Source organism: Paenibacillus terricola, assembly GCF_014779765.1.
Lineage (GTDB): Bacteria > Bacillota > Bacilli > Paenibacillales > Paenibacillaceae > Paenibacillus_T > Paenibacillus_T terricola.
Genome location: NZ_JACXZA010000005.1, coordinates 226210 through 244405 on the forward strand (window position 1 = coordinate 226210; position 18196 = coordinate 244405).

Here is an 18196-nt window from a genome sequence, read left to right on the forward strand (position 1 = left end):
AACTAAGGGAGGTACTGCTATGCCCGTATGGATTCATTGGCTTATGGATCATTGGATATCGACTGGGCTGGTCATCGGCCTAATCATTGCTATCGTCTTCGTGTTGTCGAATCGGAATTCACTCTTTTATAAAGAGTAATCAGTAATCCCAAGGGCTGCGCCCCTGGAACCCCCCCTTTCAATATCAACATCAATTTTCTACATCTTAAAACCAATTGTTCTACCCACCCAAACCCTCCCTGCAAGGGAGGGCCCCATGGGGCTCCCGCCCCCTGGACCCCGGAAGGGGATGGTAGCAGAACTGAGGCGCGAGTGAGTTGACTGCGTGCTTGGGGACGCATGCCCCTTGCGGGGCACAGCTTTCTTTCGAGCTCTAAAGTCCTCCATCACTGCAAGGGAGGACTTCATGGGGCTACCACCCCCTGGACCCCGGAAGGGGATGTTAGCGGAACTGAGGCGCGAGTGAGTTGACTGCGTGCTTGGGGACGCGTGCCCCTTGCGGGGCACAGCTTTCTTTCGAGCTCTAAAGTCCTCCATCACTGCAAGGGAGGACTCCATAGGGCTGCCGCCCCCTGGACCCCGGAAGGGGTCGGTGGCATAACTGAGGCTGACGGGTGGTACGACGTGCTTGGAGACGTATGCCCCTTTGGGGCACACGTCTCGATGACAACAAAAAAGCCAGCAGTCCGTATCAGCTCATTAGAGCTGGTACGAGAACTGCTGGCTTTTGTGTTGGAACAGGCGTTGCTCCGCAACGCTTCTTATATCACCGCACCAACCAGAAGTTGTGACCCGAAGGGTCACGCGACTCTTAGCACGTAGTAAATTGCACGCGCCTCTGTTCGCCCTCCATCCCCTTCCGGGGTCCAGGGGTTGGAAACCCATGGGGCCCTCCCTTGCAGGGAGAGTTTGAGTGGGTAGAGATCCCGAGGGTTTGGGTGGGTAGAGAATCTTCATTTTTCAGTCACGTACGGGGTCTAAAGGGGCGGGGCCCCTGTCTCCTAGCGGAGAGCTTTCATTGCGATATCTGTACGCGAGTGGGCGCCTTCAAAGTTGATGACGCTGACGGCTTCGTACGCGCGCGTGCGAGCTTCTGCGATGTCGCGGCCGCGACCGACAACGCCGAGTACGCGTCCGCCGCTCGTTACGAGCTGGCCGTCCTTCGTTGCTGTACCAGCGTGGAAGACAAGAGCGCCTTGCGCTTCTGCTGCTGCGATACCTTCGATGGCGCGGCCTGTTGGATACGACGCCGGATAGCCTTCCGATGCCATAACGACGCATACGTGAGCCTCGTCGCTCCACTCGATCGGGAGGTCAGCAAGCGTGCCGTTCATCGATGCTTCAACGATATCGAACAGTGGCGTCTTCAGACGTGGCAATACAACCTGCGTCTCAGGATCGCCCATTCGTGCGTTGAACTCGATCGTCTTCACGCCGTTCTTCGTCATCATCAGACCTGCGAACAGAACGCCGCGGAACGGACGACCTTCGCTAACCATTGCTTTTGCTGTTGGCTTAATGATGTTCTCGATCGCATCATCGATAATCGACTGCTCGATATGCGGCAATGGCGAGTATGTACCCATGCCGCCCGTGTTCGGGCCTTTATCGTTATCGAATACTTGCTTGTGGTCTTGTGCTGGCGACATTGCGCGTACCGTTTCGCCGTCAACAAACGCGAGGATCGACATTTCTTCGCCTGCCAGGAACTCCTCAATAACGACACTGTTGCCGGAGTTGCCGAACACCTTGTCCAACATCATCGAGCGGAGTGCTTCTTCCGCTTCTTCGAGTGTAGCTGCAACCGTAACGCCTTTGCCGGCAGCAAGGCCGTCCGACTTAACAACGATTGGCGCTTCCTGTTGACGCAGGTATGCGAGCGCTGTTTCGAAGTCCGTGAACGTCTCGTACTTCGCCGTAGGAATGTTATACTTTCTGAGCAAATTTTTCATGAAAATCTTGCTGCCTTCTATTTCTGCTGCATTCTTACGCGGACCGTATGTCGGAATGCCAGCCGCCTCGAAAGCATCGACGATGCCCGCTGCAAGCGGGTCATCTGGACCAACGAAGACAAGATCAACTTGCTTGTTCTGTGCATACGCGATCAGCTCATCGAACTGATTCACTTTGATTGGCGCACATTCCGCCAGCTGTGCGATACCGGCGTTGCCCGGTGCACAGAAAACTTCCTTCACTCTCTCGCTCTTCTGAAGCGCCCAGACGATCGCGTGCTCGCGTCCGCCGCCGCCAATAACTAGAATCCGCATGAAAAGCCCTCCTATAAGTTTTTGCGCAATATGCTCGATTATTTCTCTCGTTTAAATGAACGAATGGACGCCATGCCGCGCATAGCGTCCCTCCGTATGTCATGTTCTGTGAGCTTAGATGTAATCTTAGTGCTTGAAGTGACGAACGCTCGTGAACACCATTGCGATGTTGTGCTTGTTCGCTGCATCGATCGACTCTTGGTCTTTGACCGAGCCGCCTGGTTGGATGATTGCCGTGATGCCGGCTTTAGCAGCCGCTTCAACCGTATCGCCCATTGGGAAGAATGCATCGGACGCCAATGCAGCGCCTTGTGCGTTCTCGCCAGCTTGCTCGATTGCGATCTTCGCTGCGCCGACACGGTTCATTTGGCCTGCGCCAACGCCGATCGTCATGTTGTCCTTCGCGAGCAGAATCGCGTTCGATTTCACGTGCTTCACAACTTTCCATCCGAACAGCAGCTGTTTCAGCTCTTCTTCGGTTGGCTTGCGGTTCGTTACGACTTGCAGGTCCGCTTCCGTCAGGGAGTGAACGTCGCTTTCTTGAACGAGCATGCCGCCGTCAACCGACGTTACGAGCAGCTCTGGCTTGCGCTCGCCAGCCGCTTGCAGCTCGCCCAGCTTGAGCAGGCGGATGTTCTTCTTCTTCGTCAACACTTCGAGCGCTTCTGGCGTGAAGTCCGGCGCGATGATGATCTCGAGGAAAATCTCGCTCAGCAGTTGAGCCGTGTCAGCGCCGATCGTACGGTTCGCCGCAACGATACCGCCGAAGATCGACGTTGGGTCTGCTGCGTATGCTTTTTGGTAAGCCTCATGGATGTCAGCACCGATGCCAACGCCGCAAGGGTTCATATGTTTAACAGCTACAACTGCAGGCTCGTTGAATTCCTTCACGATAGCCAGTGCAGCGTTCGCGTCATTGATGTTGTTGTACGACAGCTCTTTGCCGTGCAGCTGCTCTGCCGTCGTGATGTTGCCATCTTGTGCAAGCGGTTTGCGGTAGAAAGCAGCCTTCTGGTGCGGGTTCTCGCCATAACGAAGGTCTTGTACTTTCTCGTACGTTACCGTGTACTTCTCAGGCATCGGATCGCCAAGAAGCTTGGACAGGTAGTCGCCGATGAGGGAGTCGTATGCCGCTGTGTGACGGAATACTTTGGCTGCGAGACGTTTGCGCGTCTCGAGCGTCGTGTCGCCGCCAGCTTTGACTTCTTCCAGTACTGTCGCGTAGTCAGCTGCGTCAACAACTACCGATACGAAGGCATGGTTCTTCGCTGCCGAACGAAGCATCGTCGGACCGCCGATATCGATGTTCTCGATTGCATCCTCATACGTTACGTCTGGCTTCGCGATCGTCTCTGCGAATGGGTACAGGTTAACGATAACGATGTCGATGTAGTCAAGGCCGAGGTCCTTCATTGCTTGTTGGTGCTCTTCGCTGTCACGGACAGCGAGCAAGCCGCTGTGTACAGCAGGGTGCAGCGTCTTCACGCGGCCGTCGAGAATTTCGGGAAAGCCTGTTACTTCGGAGATACCGATTACCGGTACGCCTTCTTTCTCGAGCAGCGTCTTCGTACCGCCTGTCGAGATGAGTTGAACGCCCAATGCTGCAAGCTCACGGGAGAAGTCTACGATACCTGTTTTGTCCGATACACTAATTAACGCTCTGCGAATAGCCAATTTCATGGCCCTCCTTCAAAAATCTTAATATATCGCAACGATGCCATACGCACCGTTATCGTCTTAATTCTGCTTGCTCACTGGGTAACGCCACGCTGCAGTGCTGCCTACACGCTCATTAGGTGCATTTCTGCACCTAATTCAGCCACACGCGGCGCCTTCGCGCACATTAGGTGCACTTCTGCACCTAAGTCCGCGAGTTTACCCAATCGTCACGCGGCGTCCGTCGAGCGCGACCCGGCCTGCGGCGATTTGCGCCACGACCCAAGGGAACAGTGTCTGCTCTGTCGCGTGAATCCGCTGCGCGAGTGACGCTTCCGTATCGTCCTGCTCTACCTCGACAGTCCGCTGCGCGATGATTGGTCCGCTGTCCAGCCCGCCATCCACATAGTGAACGGTAACGCCTGTCAGCTTCACGCCATATTCGTAAGCTTGTCCAATGCCGTTCACGCCCGGGAATGCCGGCAGCAATGAAGGATGGATGTTGATCATGCGGCCATAATATGGCTCAACAAGCGTTGATGTCACAATCCGCATGTAACCTGCCAATACGATGAGCTCGACGCCGCGGCGCTCCAGCTCCGCAACGATCTCCGCCTCGTAGGCTTCACGGGATGGATAGTCCTTCGGCTTGAACACGAATGTGTCTACGCCAGCAAGACGCGCCCGCTCAACGACAGGCGCCGAAGGTTTATCGCAAACCAAAAGCTCGATGGTCACATCGAGCTTTTGATCCCGTACCGCATCAGCCAGCGCTTGAAAGTTCGTGCCCTGGCCGGATGCAAATACAGCAACACGCAATTTGCTCATTAGACTTCTGCCCCCGTGAACGTCACGATGCGGTTGCCCGCTGTAACGTCGCCGATCCGGTAAGCTTTCTCGCCTAGATCAGCCAGAACGCTAAGCGCTTTGTCCGCTTGATCAGCAGGAACAACGACTACGAGGCCGATGCCCATGTTGAACGTCGTGAACATGTCGCGGTTCGTGATGGAGCCTTTAGCCTGCATCAGGTTGAAGATCGGTTGAATTGGCCACGAGCCGTATTCAACGTTCACGTTCACGCCGTCTGGCAGTACGCGCGGGATGTTCTCGATGAAACCGCCGCCCGTAATGTGCGCCATACCCTTAACCGTTACTTGCTCTGCAAGCGCCAGTGCGGATTTTACATATATCTTTGTTGGTTCGATCAGTACGTCGCCCAGCTTCGCGCCATCCAGCTCAGGAAGCGCGTCCTGCAGGCTGTAGCCGCTTTGCTCAAGCAGCAGACGGCGAACGAGCGAGTAGCCGTTGCTGTGAATGCCGCTCGATGCTACGCCGATAATCGCATCGCCAGGAGCGATCGTCGTGCCGTCGATAATTTTCTTCTTGTCTACGATACCAACCGTGAAGCCTGCGATATCATATTCTTCGCCTTGGTACATGCCTGGCATCTCTGCCGTCTCGCCGCCGATCAACGCGCAGCCTGCTTGTTGGCAGCCGTCTGCGATGCCTTTGACGATAGCTTCGATCTTCTCTGGCTCTACCTTGCCGCATGCGAGGTAGTCGAGGAAGAAGAGCGGCTCAGCGCCTTGCACGATAATATCGTTCACGCACATAGCGACCGCATCGATACCGATCGTGTCATGCTTGTCCATCGCAAAAGCGATTTTCAGCTTCGTACCGACGCCGTCAGTACCGGATACGAGAACTGGCTCCTCGTATTTATCCTTGTTCAGTCCGAACAGGCCGCCGAAACCGCCGAGATCGGTCAGCACTTCCGGGCGGAACGTCCGTTTCACATGCTTCTTCATCCGTTCGACTGCTTCATTGCCTGCCGCGATATCGACGCCGGCTTCTTTATAAGCTTCAGATGACACCAACAGTCACTCCTTATCGTTCGATCGTATACCCGCTAATCGGGTTGTATTAACAGCTGCAGCTCTTGTCCGACGACTCGTCAACCGGTGTCGGGTAGTGGTTGTTGAAGCAAGCCATGCACAGGCCGCTGTCTTCGATATCGTTGCCGATGCCAACCGTATCTACCAAGCCATCGCCGCTTAAGAAATAAAGCGAATCCGCGTTGATCGCCTTGCGAATCTCTTCGACCGTCTTCGACGATGCGATGAGCTCCTTGCGGTCTGGCGTATCGATACCATAGTAGCAAGGGTTTGCAAATGGAGGCGAAGTAATGCGTACATGCACTTCCGTCGCGCCTGCTTCGCGAAGCAGGTTAACGATGCGAAGCGATGTCGTGCCGCGTACGATCGAGTCATCGATCATAACGACGCGTTTGCCTTCAACGATCTTGCGAACGGCGGACAACTTCATCTTGACGCCCTTCTCGCGAAGCTCTTGAGAAGGCTGGATGAACGTCCGACCTGTATATTTATTTTTGATAAGTCCAAGCTCGTAAGGAATGCCCGTCTGCTCCGCATAACCGATAGCTGCCGAAATCGAAGAATCCGGAACGCCAGTTACGATGTCTGCATCAACAAAAGACTCAAGCGCCAGACGTTGACCCATCTTCTTACGCGTCATATGCAGGTTGGCACCATGAATATCGCTGTCCGGGCGAGCAAAATAGATGTACTCCATCGCGCATACCGCTTTGCGCTCTGCTTTCGCGAAACGCTCTTCACGCATGCCGTCGCGATCCAATACCAGCATTTCGCCTGGCATAATGTCGCGAACGAACTCAGCGCCAACAACCTCGAATGCGCATGTTTCCGAAGAGAACACATAACCGTCGCCTAGCTTCGCCATCGCAAGAGGACGCAAGCCGTTCGTATCTGATGCGACAATCAGTTTGTCGTTCGTCATGATCAGGAATGCGAAACCGCCGATAACACGCTGAAGCGCGTCACGAGCTGCCTCGACAAAGTCCTTATCCGAACGTGCGATCAAGTGAGCGATAACTTCCGTGTCGCTCGACGTCTGGAAGATCGAGCCTTTGCGCTCGAGCTCCTGACGAATCTCAGGCGCGTTCACAAGGTTACCATTCGTTGCGATTGCAAGGTCGCCATCACGGTATTTGAAGATGAGCGGCTGAGCGTTCGCCAGCTTGCTCTCACCAGCTGTCGAGTAACGAACGTGACCGATCGAGCGGTCGCCCGTCAGTGTGCTCAGTACATCCTGCGTGAACACTTCTTTCACCAGGCCCATGCCGCGGTGATAATTGAAGTTACGCGGGTTGTCACCCTCAACCGTACAAATGCCCGAGCTTTCCTCGCCACGGTGCTGCAGTGCATGCAGCCCATAGTAGGAAAGGGAGGCAGCGTTCGGGCAATTGAATACCCCGAACACGCCGCACTCCTCACGCAATTTGTCAAAAATATCGTCTCGTCCAATGCCTTCGTTATAATGGTCTCCGGTCCACAGCGTTAGCTGCTTCACTTCATGAGACATGGGATCGCTTCCTTCCAGACCTTCTCCAGTTGTTCAACCGGCGCGTTGACGCCTTGGTTGCCGTTCACTTGAATGTTCAGCGTTGCTGCTGCCGTTACCGTACCGATTGCTGCGTTCACTACGCCACGCTCTTTCAGAAGCGCCTGAAGCTCAGCTGCTTTGTCAGCCTTAGCCGTAAGAAGAATACGCGATTGCGATTCGCTGAACAGTGCATGGTCAGCGCGAAGCTCCGTTGCTACATTAACGCTAGCGCCGAGTCCCGTACCGAAGCACGATTCTGCTACTGCTACAGCCAGACCGCCTTCGCTCAGGTCATGCGCCGAAGCGACGAGGCCAGCGCGGATTGCTTCGAGCACTGCGTTCTGGGTGCGCTTCTCGACTGCGAGGTCGATTTGCGGCGGACGGCCTTCTGTCTTGCCTTGCAGGACGTATTGCAGCTCGCTGCCGCCCATCTCTGCTTTCGTCTCGCCGAGGAGGACGATAACGTCGCCTTCGGATTTGAACGATTGCGTCGTAATATGATCAATGTCGTGCACGAGACCAACCATGCCGATAACCGGCGTTGGGTAGATCGCGCCTTTTGCATTCTCGTTGTACAGGGAGACGTTGCCGCCGATAACCGGCGTTTCGAGCGTTACGCAAGCTTCGCTCATGCCGTCTGCCGCTTTCTCGATCTGCCAGAACACTTCAGGCTTCTCAGGGGAGCCGAAGTTCAGGTTGTCCGTAACCGCGAGCGGCTCAGCGCCGGAGCAAACGATGTTGCGGGATGCTTCCGCTACTGCGATACGTCCGCCCACTTCTGGATCGAGGTATACGTAACGACCGTTGCAGTCCGTCGTCATCGCGAGCGCTTTGCGCGTGCCGCGAATCGTTACAACCGCTGCGTCCGAACCTGGCTGAACAGCCGTGCTCGTGCGAACCATGTAGTCGTATTGGTTGTAAACCCACTCTTTGCTTGCTACCGTCGGCGATCCGAGCACTTGCTTCAGCGCGCCCGTCAGATCCGTTACTTCTGGGTAAGCAGTCGTATCGATCTTCGCGTTCGCTGCATAGTATGCAGGCTCTTGGGACGGTTTGTTGTAAACCGGGCACTCGTCAACGAGTGCTTTAACCGGCATGTCGGCTACTTGCTCGCCTTTGTGGAACAGGCGGAGACGACCGTCGTCCGTTACTTTACCGACCTTCGCGCAGATAACGCCCCAACGATCGAAGATTTCTTGTGCTTGTGCTTCATTCTCAGGCGTTACAACGAACAACATACGTTCTTGCGACTCGGAGAGCATCATTTCGTAAGGCGTCATGTCCTTCTCGCGTTGCGGCACTTGGTCGAGGTACAGCTCGAGGCCGTTGCCTGCCTTCGATGCCATCTCGGAGCTGGAGCATGTCAGACCTGCAGCGCCCATGTCCTGGATACCGAGAACGATACCGGAGTTGATCAGCTCGAGCGTAGCTTCCATAACGAGCTTCTCCATGAACGGGTCGCCGACTTGTACAGCCGTTTTCTTCTCTTCGGATTCTTCCGACAGCTCAACGGATGCGAATGTTGCACCGTGGATACCGTCGCGGCCCGTTGCTGGACCAACGTAGAATACCGGATTGCCTACACCCTTCGCTACACCGCGTTGGATTTTATCGTGATCGATGAGGCCAACGCACATCGCGTTAACGAGCGGATTGCCTTCGTAGCTTTCGTCGAACATGACTTCTCCGCCAACTGTAGGAATACCGATACAGTTGCCGTAGCCAGCGATGCCGCTGACAACGTTCTCGAACAAATATTTAACGCGATCATTCTCAAGACGACCGAAACGGAGGCTGTTAAGCGACGCGATCGGACGAGCACCCATGGAGAAAATGTCGCGGATAATGCCGCCTACGCCCGTTGCTGCGCCTTGGTAAGGCTCAACTGCCGACGGGTGGTTATGCGATTCGATTTTGAATACAACCGCTTGGTTGTCGCCGATGTCCACGATGCCGGCGCCTTCGCCCGGACCCATCAGAACTTTCGGTCCCGTGATTGGGAACTTCTTCAGAATCGGCTTGGAGTTCTTGTACGCGCAGTGTTCCGACCACATAACGCTGAATACGCCGATCTCTGTATAGTTAGGCAGGCGGCCCAAGAATCCGCAGATAAGCTCGAATTCATAGTCGCTCACACCGAATTGCTGATAAATCTTCTGATCAACGATCTGTTGTGCTGTTGGCTCCTTAGCCGTTAACTGCTGCGCCATGTTGTTCCCTCCATGCATTCAAAATCGACGTAAACATCCGTTTGCCGTCTGCCGAACCAAGAATATCAGCGATCGCACGCTCTGGGTGAGGCATCATGCCGACCACATTGCCGCGCTCGTTGCTAATGCCTGCGATGTCATCAATCGAGCCGTTCGGGTTAGCGCCCGCTTTGTAACGGAAGACGATCTGGTTGTTCGATTGAAGCTTCGCCAGCGTCTCGTCATCGCAGTAGTAGTTGCCTTCGCCGTGCGCGATCGGAATGTCGATGATCTCGCCTTCGTTGTATTGATTCGTGAATGCCGTGTTGTTGTTCACAACTTCGAGCAGCGCGCTGTGGCAGCGGAACTTGAGGTTCTCGTTGCGGCGCAGTACGCCTGGCAGCAGGCCGGCTTCCGTCAAGATCTGGAATCCGTTGCAAATGCCGAGAACGAATTTGCCTTGCTCAGCAGCTTTGATTACTTCGTTCATTACAGGAGCGAAGCGAGCGATAGCGCCGCAGCGCAGGTAGTCGCCGTAGGAGAAGCCGCCTGGTACGAGAATTGCGTCATAGCCGGACAGGTCCGTCGCTGTATGCCATACGAAGTCGACCTTCTGGCCGATTGTATCTTCTACTGCTTTGTAGCAGTCGATGTCGCAGTTGGAGCCTGGAAATACGAGTACCGCAAATTTCACGTCTTAGCCCTCCAGTTCAACACGATAGTCTTCAACAACAACGTTAGCCAGCAGCTTCTCGCACATTGCCTTTACGCGTGCTTCCGCTTCCGTTTTATCGTTCGTGTCCAGTTCAAGCTCGAGGTATTTGCCGATACGTACGCCGCCTACTTCTGCGAAGCCCATCGTATGGAGTGCGCCTTGGACTGCCGTTCCTTGCGGGTCCAATACGTTTTCTTTGATCGTAACGTAAACCTTTGCTTTCATTGGGAAATTCCTCCTAAAGGGTTTGTGAATGCTGGCATTCCGCGTTAGCGGGATTGACCTTGCGGCAAACGCTGCATCGGAAGCTATCGCTTAAGGTGCGATGCAATGTGCATTCGCTTGAATGATTGTTGATCTATCGTATCGGCAGACAAGCTGCTGCTGCCGTTCATGCTCATGTATTAACTCAATTCCTTGCCCGTCAAACGACGATAAATATCGCGGTAACGATTCGTCGTCTCTTCAACGACCGATGCAGGCAGCGGAGCTGGCTTGCTGTTCTTGTCCCAATCCGAGCTCAGGAGATAAGTCCGTACCGGCTCTTTATCCATGCTGTCGATTTCCGTGTCGAGCTCATACTTGTCCGTCGCCCAGAAGCGCGAAGAGTCCGGTGTGAAGATCTCGTCGATCAGAATGACTTTGCCATCGATAATGCCGAATTCGAATTTGCAGTCGGCGAGCACGATGCCGCGCTCTGCGCAGTAGCTGTGAGCGAACTCATACAGCTTGATGCTGCGGTCGCGAAGCTCTGCTGCGATGTCCTTGCCAACAAGCTCTTCCATGCGCTCGAACGGGATGTCCTCGTCGTGGCCCACGTCGTTCTTCGCTGCAGGCGTGAAAATCGGTTGCTGGAAACGTTCGTTCTTACGCATGCCTGCTGGCAGTTCGATACCGTTAATCGCTTGCGTCTGCTGGTATTGTCTCCAACCGCCGCCAGTGATATAGCCGCGTACGACACACTCGATGTCGATGCGTTCTGCTTTCTTCGTTACCATGATGCGGTTGCGAAGCAGCTCAGGCTCGGTGATCACGTCGCCAAGCTTGTTGACGTCCGTGTGGACAACATGGTTCGGCTGCATCGCTGCCGTCTGCTCGAACCAGAATGCCGACAGGCTGTTCAGCACATTGCCTTTGTCCGGTACGGCTGGGTCCAGCACGTAGTCGAATGCACTGATGCGGTCCGTTACGACGATCAGGAAATGCTCGCCGAGGTCGTACAGCTCGCGTACTTTCCCTTTGTATACGAGCGGAGCTTTAACATAATCAACTGCCGTTGAGATTGCTTGGGAAGCCACTTGAGACTCATCTCCCTAATTTACCCCAAACCCCACGGGGCTTCTTTTTCTACCCACCCAAACCCTCCCTGCAAGGGAGGGCCCCAAAGAATTCCATCCTCTGGACTCCGGAATGGGCTTGTCTTGCTACGGTGGAGCGTGTCCACGCTTTCTTGCGATGCTCTACCCACCCAAACCCTCCCTGCAAGGGAGGGCCCCAGAGGATCCATCCTCTGGACTCCGGAATGGGCTGTCTTGCTACGGTGGAGCGTGTCCACGCTTTCCGTCCCTGGCGGGACCCGCTCTCATATTTGCGTATCTAGATTTGGTAACACGTGTGCTTCATTATTCGACGCGCCCTAGTTACTCCGTGCTGTAAGCCGCTTGTCGTCCCTTGCGGGACACGCTCTTGGCTAGTGCGTACCTTGTGGGCTTCGCGCTAGCGAGACATCCCTGCGGGATGCGCTGCGCTTTGCATGATTTAAATTGCTTAGTTCAGGCCCAAACGCGTGAAGATCGTGTGCACGTGCTTCAGGTGCCATGCCGGGTTGAATGCATCTTCGATCTCTTCTGCCGACAGCACGTTCGTGATCTCTGGCGTTTCTGCGATGAGATCGCGGAATTGACGCTGCGTTTCCCATGCTTGCATCGCGCGCGGTTGAACCGTGTCGTATGCTTGCTCGCGGCTGAAGCCTTTGTCGATCAGCTTCGTCATGATGCGGCCGGAGAATGGTACGCCGTACGTCGACATCATGTTGCGCTTCATGTTCTCCGGGAACACCGTCAGGTTAGCGATGATGTTGCCCAGGCGGTTCAGCATGTAGTTCAGCAGCATCGTTGCGTCCGGCAGGATGATTCGCTCAACCGACGAGTGGCTGATATCGCGCTCGTGCCAGAGCGGAACGTTCTCGTATGCCGATACCATGTGGCCGCGGATAACGCGTGCCAGACCGGAGATGTTCTCGCAGCCGATCGGGTTGCGTTTGTGCGGCATTGCCGACGAACCTTTCTGACCCTTCGCGAATGGCTCTTCCACTTCACGGAATTCACTCTTCTGCAGCGCGCGGATTTCCGTTGCGAACTTGTCGAGCGACGTAGCTACGAGTGCGAGCGTCGCCATGTATTCTGCGTGGCGGTCGCGTTGGAGCGTTTGCGTCGAGATCGGAGCCGGCTTCGTGCCGAGCTTCTTACAAACAAACTCTTCAACGAACGGATCGATGTTCGCGTACGTACCTACAGCACCGGAGATTTTGCCGAATTGAACGCCGTCTGCTGCACGGTTGAAGCGCTCCAGGTTACGTTTCATCTCTTCATACCAGAGGGCAAGCTTCAGACCAAACGTCGTTGGCTCTGCGTGTACGCCGTGCGTACGGCCCATCATTGGCGTGTCTTTGTATTTCACTGCTTGTCCGCGAAGGATCTCAACGAAGCGCTCGATGTCGGCGCGAAGAATTTCGTTCGCTTGGCGAAGCAGGTAACCGTTAGCTGTATCTACAACGTCCGTCGACGTCAGGCCGTAGTGAACCCATTTGCGCTCCGGACCTACTGTTTCGGATACGGCACGCGTGAATGCGATAACGTCGTGGCGCGTTTCAAGTTCGATTTCGTTAATGCGGTCAATGTCGAACGAAGCGTTCGCGCGAAGTGCTTCTACGTCCTCGCGTGGAATAACACCGAGCTCTACCCAAGCTTCGCATGCGCAAAGCTCAACTTCGAGCCAAGCCTTGAATTTATTCTCCTCGGTCCAAATCGCTCTCATCTCTGGTCTGCTGTAACGCTCCAACATCTTACCTTCACACCTTCCAAATTGATGTTTCTTCTATATATTGCAGCGCCTTGTCCGTATTCTCGGCCAGGACGTTGACATGCCCCATCTTGCGTTTGTGTACCGCGTCTTTCTTGCCATACAAATGAACCTTCGGCGCTACGCCATGTCGTGCAGCCGCCTCATCCGGCTTCGCCATCCGCTCGAGCAGCGGTTCAACATGCTGTCCGAGCACGTTGACCATGACGACCGGCGTAAGCAGCGATGTATCGCCCAGCGGCAATCCGCAGATCGCTCGCACATGCTGTTCGAACTGCGATGTCCGGCAAGCCTCCATCGTATAGTGTCCGCTGTTATGCGGTCGTGGAGCCAGCTCGTTCACATACAAGCCGTCTTGCTCCGACCAGAACAACTCGACTGCAATCAAGCCCGCGACGCCAAGTCCTTCCGCAATGCGAGCGGCTAGCTGCTCAGCTTCGCGCTGGATGTCTTCAGGTATACGTGCCGGAACGATCGATAGGTGCAAAATGTTCTCGACGTGAATATTCTCCGCCGCCGGGAACGTCTTAATCTCGCCTGTCGTGCTCCGTGCAGCAATGACGGACAGTTCCTTATCGAACTTAATGAACTGTTCGAGCACAAGCTCGGTACCCGCCTTCGCCAACGTCTCGTATGCCTCGTCGATCTCGCTCTCGCTCTTAATGACCCACTGGCCTTTGCCGTCGTAGCCCCCTGTAGCCGTCTTCAGTACGCTTGGCGTTCCGAAAGCCGCTACCGCTTCGCGAAGCTCATCTGCGCTGCGAATCTCGCGATAAGGCGCTACTCGCACGCCGGAAGCCTCAATGGCACGCTTCTCGCGAAGACGATGCTGTGTCGTATACAGCAACTCGCTGCCTTGCGGTACATAAGACTCGTCCATCAGCATCGCTGCGACGCCTGCATCGACGTTCTCGAACTCATAGGTGATAACGTCCGAGCGGCGCGCTAGTTCGCGTGCTGCTTCGCGGTCATTGTAAGCCGCAACAATCTGATCTGCTACTTGACCGCAAGGCGCGTCTTCCGTTGGGTCAAGGGCGATGAACCGATAGCCCATGTTGCTACCGGCAATCGCCATCATGCGGCCGAGCTGGCCGCCGCCTAGAATACCGATCGTGCTGCCTGGCAGCAGCGGTGTTGTACGTTCAGACACCCTGTTCGCGCCCCCTCGTTTCATCTTTATAACTGTGCTGCTACAGCGTTTCGCTGCTTGCCAATACCTCTTGCTTGATACGCTCGCGGCGTGCTTCCACGCGCGCCTGAAGCGCTGGATCAAATGCGCCAAGCATCTGAGCGGCAAGCAGGCCTGCATTCGTTCCGCCGGCATTGCCGATCGCGACCGTCGCGACTGGAATGCCGCCCGGCATCTGAACAATCGACAGAAGCGAGTCCAGCCCGCTCAAGTTCGATGACTTGACGGGCACCCCGATAACAGGCAGCGAAGTCTTGGCAGCAACCATGCCCGGCAAATGAGCAGCGCCGCCTGCACCCGCAATAATGACCTTCAAGCCGCGCTCTACGGCGCTCTCGGCATATTCGAACATTAGATCAGGCGTACGGTGTGCGGACACGACCTTCTTCTCGTATTCGATGCCGAGCTCTTCGAGCACGTCGCAAGCCAACTTCATCGTATCCCAATCCGACTTGCTGCCCATAATGACGCCAACTACTGCGGACATGAATCATAACCACCTTTTTATATGAAAATGTAGTCTAAACTAAATTCTTATACGCATATACGCAAACAAAAAAATCCTAAAAGCGCTAATCCAGTATTAGGAAAGGCTTCAGGACTAAAGAGCGGCCGCAGGAGCGATCGACTGAACATCAGGCTTAAGCCATTACAACCCAGCCATAACGACAATCGAAGCTGCTTCCATCTAGAAGCAGCTCTTATAGTCCCGCTATCCGCTCGTAGTCCGGTAATTTAAGGTTTCCGGGTAGATACGCTCGAGCCCTATTCCCGAGTATATACGAACCGATTCATTAGCGCGAAATCGACATTCCGCGCGCCTTCTCTAGTGTAACAAGCCTGCCCAAGGTTGTCAACGACAAAAGACGAACATTCGACCGTTTTTATTATTCGATAGTTCGCCTTTAGCACATATTTGAACCTGTCCGCTTTTGAAGCGCAACTTTTTCCGGTTTTTCACCTTTTTTGACAAACACGCCACCGGTAGGAAGCTGCTGCCTATCAAAGAATAATCGTCTGAAGGAGCGATTATCTATGGAACAACACATGCCAACCTTCCGATAAACGGAGCTTCTCATTCCATTCTCAAGCAATAAGCAGTACATGCCACTCAGGATAGGCAGCATTATCGTTGCAGCCCCTGCCCGTAACGTGTCTTCTGGTAAGTCTGACATTGTTGGTGTCGCCTAGTTTCCTTCTGCTTATTATGCGTATGACGGCCATAATGTTTACTTCCGAATGTAATGAAATGCAGACCTTAGACAAAAAAGCAGTTCCATAAACTTTACAAGAGGCGTCCTCTTCGACACGGATAACAGCTCTTCCACTTACGAGAGGGAACTTGTCGTTAATGGACTAGCTAATGAAGTTGAATGAATTGCCAATGCGGTCAAAATTCCGAACATACTTACGGATCAGTCAGAGGGGACAGACGGCCACCGAAAGCAAATCCATGCCAAAACGATCTGAAATTTCGACAATATTCGCGTGAAAGCGACTGAAGAAGGCTCCCCGGTTCTGCCACCTTCTTCATCGACGCCCTGAACGAGCAAACCTCGTACAGGGCTTATTTGTTGTACGGAGTACAGATTATAGCCGGCTTGGAATACAGTAGTAGCAGCGAATAACGCTGCATAGGGGGGATAGTCGATGTTCATACATGTGGTCCAGCGAGGCGATACATTATGGAAGCTGGCGCAGCGGTACAACACAAGCACCAGCGCCATCGCTTCTGCAAACGGCATTCAGGAGAGTGGCATTCTGGTTCCCGGCCAATCGCTGCTCATTCCGATCTCAGCCGATCAGCATACCGTTAGGCAAGGAGAAAGTCTATGGTCGATCGCTAATCGATATGGTACTACGCCGGAAGTATTAGCGGAGCTCAACGGCATTACATATCCGTTCTACATTTATCCGGGGCAGCTTCTGCGAATCCCCGTTCCCGCTAAACCAACGATTGAGGTTAACGCCTATACCGAGCAGTTCAATGAAGCCGGGGTACGCGAGGTGACGGACATCGGCAGTCTGCTTACCTATCTCAGCCCGTTCAGCTATCGTGTCGCTATCGATGGCTCGCTGTCCGGTCCCGATGATGATGCCTTAATCGAAGCGAGCGTTGACCAGCACATCCTGCCAATGATGGTGCTCTCTAACTTCAAAGACGGCACGTTCGATTCGGACATCGCACATGCGGTATTGACCAACACGGCCATTCAGACCAAGGTTCTGAACACAACGATGGATACGATGCGGCAGAAAGGCTACAAAGCGATCAATATCGACTTCGAGTATGTACCGCCAGCCGACCGCGAAGCCTACAACACCTTCTTAAGACGGTTGAAGGAACGTCTTGCACCAAGCGGCTACTTGCTGTCCACCTGCCTTGCACCGAAGACGAGCGCCGAACAGAAGGGGCGTCTATACGAGGCACATGATTATCCCGCACACGGAAGCATTACTGATTTCGTCATACTAATGACGTATGAGTGGGGCTGGTCAGGTGGCCCACCACGAGCGGTCGCTCCGATTGATGAGGTGGAGAAAGTCGTGCGCTATGCATTATCGGTCATGCCTGCAAGCAAGATTATGATCGGGATGCCGCTGTACGGCTATGATTGGACACTGCCCTATGCGCAAGGCAATGAATGGGCGCCGACGCTAAACAATCCAGAAGTGGTTCGGCGAGCCGCCCAGTACGGAGCCGAAATTCGTTTCGACGGACCAAGCCAGTCACCATTTTTCCGCTATTACGATAATAATGGGGTTCAGCACGAAGTATGGTTCGAGGATGCGCGCAGCGTGCAGGCCAAGTTCAACCTGGTCAAAGCGCAGAAGCTTCGCGGCGTCAGTTATTGGGTACTTGGTACGCCATTCCGGCAAAACTGGGAGCTGCTGCGGGCTAATTTCACGGTCAAGAAGCTCGTGTAATACGACGGGGTTAGCATCCAATGACAACAAAAACGCTGTGCCCCTCGAATGGCTCAGGCGTCAGGCACCTAGCCATTCGACAAACACAGCGAATGTCGCGTTAATCGTTCAACTATTGTATGCCGCTACCCTTCCAGCCATACCGTCTTCTCTGCTGCAGGCTGTCTGCGTCCTTGCAGCTCTTTCATATCGGAGTAACCGATATAGATCAAGCCAACAAGAGACTCGCGCTCGCCAAGGCGAAACGCTTGATGCATCGCCGGATGATACATCGGATCTCCGCTGCGCCAGACGGCGCCAAGGCCAAGCGCATGTGCGGCGAGAAGCAAATTCTGTACCGCCGCATGCGCGGCAGCCAGTTCTTCCGCTTGCACGGCACGCGGATTATCCGAAGGCGAGCACACAGCCGCAATGACGACAGGCGACCGATACGCCTTCGCACGCTCCTTGTCCAGCCGTTCCTCCAGCGCCGCTTCTTCCAGACCGCTCAATCCCTCTTGGGTAATGGCGGCATAGGCATCGCCCAGCACCTTCCGGCCTTCGCCAGTCATAACAATGAATTTCCATGGCTCCGTCAAATGATGATTCGGCGCCCATGTCGCCGCTTCAATGATTTGCTCAATTAAATCCCGATCAACGGGATCCGATTTTACTTTGCCAATACTTCGTCTTGAACGAATTGCATCTAATACGTCCATTGTTTATGCCTCCTTAGCTACATCATTCCTACATTATATCAGACTTCATA

Annotated in this window: 14 protein-coding genes and 1 riboswitch; of the genes, 1 reads left to right on the plus strand and 13 read right to left on the minus strand. The window is 54.4% G+C overall.

From position 1 onward, the window contains the following. Nucleotides 1-1001: 1001 nt before the first annotated feature. The 12 genes from purD to purE form a co-directional block, all read right to left on the minus strand. Nucleotides 1002-2267 carry a phosphoribosylamine--glycine ligase gene (purD, locus tag H8B09_RS19930; protein ID WP_191205331.1) on the minus strand — a complete coding sequence of 422 codons (1266 nt, stop codon included), beginning with the start codon at nucleotides 2265-2267 and terminating at the stop codon, nucleotides 1002-1004. 126 nt (nucleotides 2268-2393) lie between these two features. Next, a complete protein-coding gene (gene purH / locus H8B09_RS19935; protein ID WP_191205332.1) occupies nucleotides 2394-3941 on the minus strand; it encodes a bifunctional phosphoribosylaminoimidazolecarboxamide formyltransferase/IMP cyclohydrolase in 1548 nt (515 codons plus the stop codon). A gap of 201 nt (nucleotides 3942-4142) precedes the next feature. Next, nucleotides 4143-4751, minus strand: a complete 609-nt coding sequence (gene purN / locus H8B09_RS19940; RefSeq protein ID WP_191205333.1) for a phosphoribosylglycinamide formyltransferase — start codon at nucleotides 4749-4751, stop codon at nucleotides 4143-4145. Continuing rightward, nucleotides 4751-5797, minus strand: a complete 1047-nt coding sequence (gene purM / locus H8B09_RS19945) for a phosphoribosylformylglycinamidine cyclo-ligase (protein ID WP_191205334.1) — start codon at nucleotides 5795-5797, stop codon at nucleotides 4751-4753. The genes purN and purM overlap by 1 nt, the downstream gene beginning before the upstream one ends. 49 nt (nucleotides 5798-5846) lie before the next feature. Then, nucleotides 5847-7325, minus strand: a complete 1479-nt coding sequence (purF, locus tag H8B09_RS19950) for an amidophosphoribosyltransferase (RefSeq protein WP_191205335.1) — start codon at nucleotides 7323-7325, stop codon at nucleotides 5847-5849. Next, entirely contained in the window at nucleotides 7310-9556 is a 2247-nt protein-coding gene (gene purL / locus H8B09_RS19955) for a phosphoribosylformylglycinamidine synthase subunit PurL (protein WP_191205336.1), read from the minus strand. Before purL ends, purF begins: the two co-directional genes overlap by 16 nt. Next, a complete protein-coding gene (gene purQ, locus H8B09_RS19960; protein ID WP_191205337.1) occupies nucleotides 9534-10229 on the minus strand; it encodes a phosphoribosylformylglycinamidine synthase subunit PurQ in 696 nt (231 codons plus the stop codon). Before purQ ends, purL begins: the two co-directional genes overlap by 23 nt. A gap of 3 nt (nucleotides 10230-10232) precedes the next feature. Then, nucleotides 10233-10475, minus strand: coding sequence for a phosphoribosylformylglycinamidine synthase subunit PurS (gene purS, locus H8B09_RS19965; RefSeq protein WP_191205338.1), 243 nt, complete (start codon nucleotides 10473-10475; stop codon nucleotides 10233-10235). A 179-nt stretch (nucleotides 10476-10654) separates the two neighbouring features. Beyond that, nucleotides 10655-11548: a phosphoribosylaminoimidazolesuccinocarboxamide synthase gene (locus H8B09_RS19970; RefSeq protein ID WP_191205339.1), complete on the minus strand. Its 894-nt coding sequence runs from the start codon at nucleotides 11546-11548 to the stop codon at nucleotides 10655-10657. A gap of 469 nt (nucleotides 11549-12017) precedes the next feature. After that, nucleotides 12018-13313, minus strand: coding sequence for an adenylosuccinate lyase (gene purB, locus H8B09_RS19975; protein WP_191205340.1), 1296 nt, complete (start codon nucleotides 13311-13313; stop codon nucleotides 12018-12020). A 7-nt stretch (nucleotides 13314-13320) separates the two neighbouring features. Beyond that, entirely contained in the window at nucleotides 13321-14505 is a 1185-nt protein-coding gene (gene purK, locus H8B09_RS19980; protein WP_191205341.1) for a 5-(carboxyamino)imidazole ribonucleotide synthase, read from the minus strand. A gap of 16 nt (nucleotides 14506-14521) precedes the next feature. Then, nucleotides 14522-15007: a 5-(carboxyamino)imidazole ribonucleotide mutase gene (gene purE, locus H8B09_RS19985; protein WP_110046560.1), complete on the minus strand. Its 486-nt coding sequence runs from the start codon at nucleotides 15005-15007 to the stop codon at nucleotides 14522-14524. A 216-nt stretch (nucleotides 15008-15223) separates the two neighbouring features. Next, nucleotides 15224-15325: riboswitch (purine riboswitch) on the minus strand. Between the two features lie 845 nt (nucleotides 15326-16170). On the opposite strand from purE, the gene H8B09_RS19990 reads away from it, so the two are divergent. Beyond that, complete coding sequence (locus H8B09_RS19990) at nucleotides 16171-17448, plus strand: glycoside hydrolase family 18 protein (protein WP_191205342.1); 1278 nt, start codon at nucleotides 16171-16173, stop codon at nucleotides 17446-17448. Nucleotides 17449-17573: 125 nt separating this feature from the next. Here the strand turns inward: H8B09_RS19990 and H8B09_RS19995 are convergent, their stop codons facing one another. Next, on the minus strand, nucleotides 17574-18146 hold the full coding sequence (locus H8B09_RS19995; RefSeq protein ID WP_191205343.1) for a nitroreductase family protein: 573 nt from the start codon (nucleotides 18144-18146) through the stop codon (nucleotides 17574-17576). Nucleotides 18147-18196 lie beyond the last annotated feature (50 nt).